This window comes from Curtobacterium sp. PhB128 (assembly GCF_004340725.1).
Lineage (GTDB): Bacteria > Actinomycetota > Actinomycetes > Actinomycetales > Microbacteriaceae > Curtobacterium.
The window spans coordinates 1-3,305 of the sequence record NZ_SLUR01000022.1 but is presented as its reverse complement, the minus strand read 5'-3'; the positions used below and the strand labels follow the sequence as shown (position 1 = coordinate 3,305).

1 rRNA gene is annotated in these 3,305 nt (G+C 54.9%); it reads left to right on the top strand.

Annotated elements, in window-relative coordinates:
- Window positions 1–43: 43 nt before the first annotated feature.
- A 23S ribosomal RNA gene (locus tag EDF23_RS19020) occupies window positions 44–3,172 on the top strand.
- The last annotated feature ends 133 nt before the right edge of the window (window positions 3,173–3,305 follow it).

The following is a 3,305-nucleotide window of genomic DNA, read 5'->3' as shown; positions in this document are numbered from 1 at the left end:
TCCTGTGTTGTGGGTGATGACGGATCGCAATTTTAATCTTTGTGGTCAAGTTTCTAAGAGCAAACGGTGGATGCCTTGGCATCTGGAGCCGAAGAAGGACGTAGAAATCTGCGATAAGCCTCGGGGAGCTGATAATCGAGCCCTGATCCGAGGATTTCCGAATGGGGAAACCCCGCTGGGCGCTTTTGTGACCTGGTGACTCCCGCCTGAATATATAGGGCGGGTAGAGGGAACGTGGGGAAGTGAAACATCTCAGTACCCACAGGAAGAGAAAACAACATGTGATTCCGTGAGTAGTGGCGAGCGAAAGCGGATGAGGCTAAACCGATCATGTGTGATAGCCGGCGGGCGTTGCATGGTCGGGGTTGTGGGACACGTCACTCAGTTCTGCCGGACTGGGGCGGTTACAGCGCATCATAGTCGAACCGGTTTGAAAGCCGGGCCGTAGTGGGTGCCAGCCCCGTAGACGAAATGGTGTTATGGCCGGATGTGTATCCCAAGTAGCACGGGGCCCGAGAAATCCCGTGTGAATCTGTCAGGACCACCTGATAAGCCTAAATACTCCCAGATGACCGATAGCGGACAAGTACCGTGAGGGAAAGGTGAAAAGTACCCCGGGAGGGGAGTGAAATAGTACCTGAAACCGTTTGCTTACAAACCGTCGGAGCCTCCTTAGTAGGGGTGACGGCGTGCCTTTTGAAGAATGAGCCTGCGAGTTAGTGATATGTGGCGAGGTTAACCCGTGTGGGGCAGCCGTAGCGAAAGCGAGTCTGAATAGGGCGTTTGAGTCGCATGTTCTAGACCCGAAGCGAAGTGATCTATCCATGGCCAGGTTGAAGCGACGGTAAGACGTCGTGGAGGACCGAACCCACTTCAGTTGAAAATGGAGGGGATGAGCTGTGGATAGGGGTGAAAGGCCAATCAAACTTCGTGATAGCTGGTTCTCTCCGAAATGCATTTAGGTGCAGCGTTGCGTGTTTCTCGCCGGAGGTAGAGCTACTGGATGGCCGATGGGCCTCAACAGGTTACTGACGTCAGCCAAACTCCGAATGCCGGTGAGTGAGAGCGCAGCAGTGAGACGGTGGGGGATAAGCTTCATCGTCGAGAGGGAAACAACCCAGACTACCAACTAAGGTCCCTAAGCGTGTGCTAAGTGGGAAAGGATGTGGAGTTGCATAGACAACCAGGAGGTTGGCTTAGAAGCAGCCACCCTTGAAAGAGTGCGTAATAGCTCACTGGTCAAGTGATTCCGCGCCGACAATGTAACGGGGCTCAAGCACACCACCGAAGTTGTAGATTTCGCACACTAGACAAGCCTTCGTGGTTCAGTCGTGCGGAGTGGTAGGAGAGCGTCGTGTGGCGAGTGAAGCGGCGGAGTGATCCAGCCGTGGACGCTACACGAGTGAGAATGCAGGCATGAGTAGCGAAAGACGGGTGAGAAACCCGTCCTCCGAAAGACCAAGGGTTCCAGGGCCAGGTTAATCCGCCCTGGGTAAGTCGGGACCTAAGGCGAGGCCGACAGGCGTAGTCGATGGACAACGGGTTGATATTCCCGTACCGGCGAACAACCGCCCAAGCTAATCCAGTGGTGCTAAGAGTCCTAACCCGGATCAACCGGATCCCTTCGGGGTGATGGTGGCCGGTCTAACGCTCGACCCCATGCTGGTGCGGTTAGCGTATGAACAGGTGTGACGCAGGAAGGTAGCTGAGCCAGGCGATGGTATCCGTAAGGTGAACCTGGTGTAAGGATGTAGGGCTGACGATAGGCAAATCCGTCGTCTGTATGCCTGAGATCCGACGCGTACCCGTAAGGGGAAATCAGTGATCCTATGCTGCCGAGAAAAGCATCGACGCGAGGTTGCAGCCGCCCGTACCCGAAACCGACTCAGGTGGTCAGGTAGAGAATACCAAGGAGATCGAGAGAATCGTGGTTAAGGAACTCGGCAAAATGCCCCCGTAACTTCGGGAGAAGGGGGGCCGGACACGTGACCGGATTTACTCCGTGAGCGTTGAAGGCCGCAGAGACCAGTGGGAAGCGACTGTTTACTAAAAACACAGGTCCGTGCGAAGTCGCAAGACGATGTATACGGACTGACGCCTGCCCGGTGCTGGAAGGTTAAGAGGAAGGGTTAGCCTTTGGGCGAAGCTCTGAATTTAAGCCCCAGTAAACGGCGGTGGTAACTATAACCATCCTAAGGTAGCGAAATTCCTTGTCGGGTAAGTTCCGACCTGCACGAATGGCGTAACGACTTCCCAGCTGTCTCAACCGCGAACTCGGCGAAATTGCACTACGAGTAAAGATGCTCGTTACGCGCAGCAGGACGGAAAGACCCCGTGACCTTTACTACAGTTTGGTATTGGTGTTCGGTGTGGCTTGTGTAGGATAGGTGGGAGACTGTGAAGCGGGCACGCTAGTGTTCGTGGAGTCATTGTTGAAATACCACTCTGGTCACTCTGGATGTCTAACGTAGGACCCTGATCGGGTTCATGGACAGTGCCTGATGGGTAGTTTAACTGGGGCGGTTGCCTCCCAAAGAGTAACGGAGGCGCCCAAAGGTTCCCTCAACCTGGTTGGCAATCAGGTGGCGAGTGTAAGTGCACAAGGGAGCTTGACTGTGAGACTGACAGGTCGAGCAGGGACGAAAGTCGGGACTAGTGATCCGGCAGTGGCTTGTGGAAGCGCTGTCGCTCAACGGATAAAAGGTACCTCGGGGATAACAGGCTGATCTTGCCCAAGAGTCCATATCGACGGCATGGTTTGGCACCTCGATGTCGGCTCGTCGCATCCTGGGGCTGGAGTAGGTCCCAAGGGTTGGGCTGTTCGCCCATTAAAGCGGTACGCGAGCTGGGTTTAGAACGTCGTGAGACAGTTCGGTCCCTATCCGCTGCGCGCGTTGGAAATTTGAGAAGATCTATCCCTAGTACGAGAGGACCGGGATGGACGAACCTCTGGTGTGTCAGTTGTTCTGCCAAGGGCACCGCTGATTAGCTACGTTCGGACCGGATAACCGCTGAAAGCATCTAAGCGGGAAGCCGTCTTCGAGATGAGATTTCCATGCACCTTGAGTGTGAGAGGCTCCCAGCAGACTACTGGGTTGATAGGCCGGATGTGGAAGCGGGGACTAACGACCCGTGGAGCTGACCGGTACTAATAAGCCGAAGACTTGATAACACACTGATTTCCGTGCACTTGTTGCACGGGCTCGCGTCCACTTTGTGGTTCCCGACAGACGATCGGGAATCAAACTGAATACACCGCTCTGCCCATTCGTGGGCAGCAGCCGGAACATGTTTGAGACCAGATT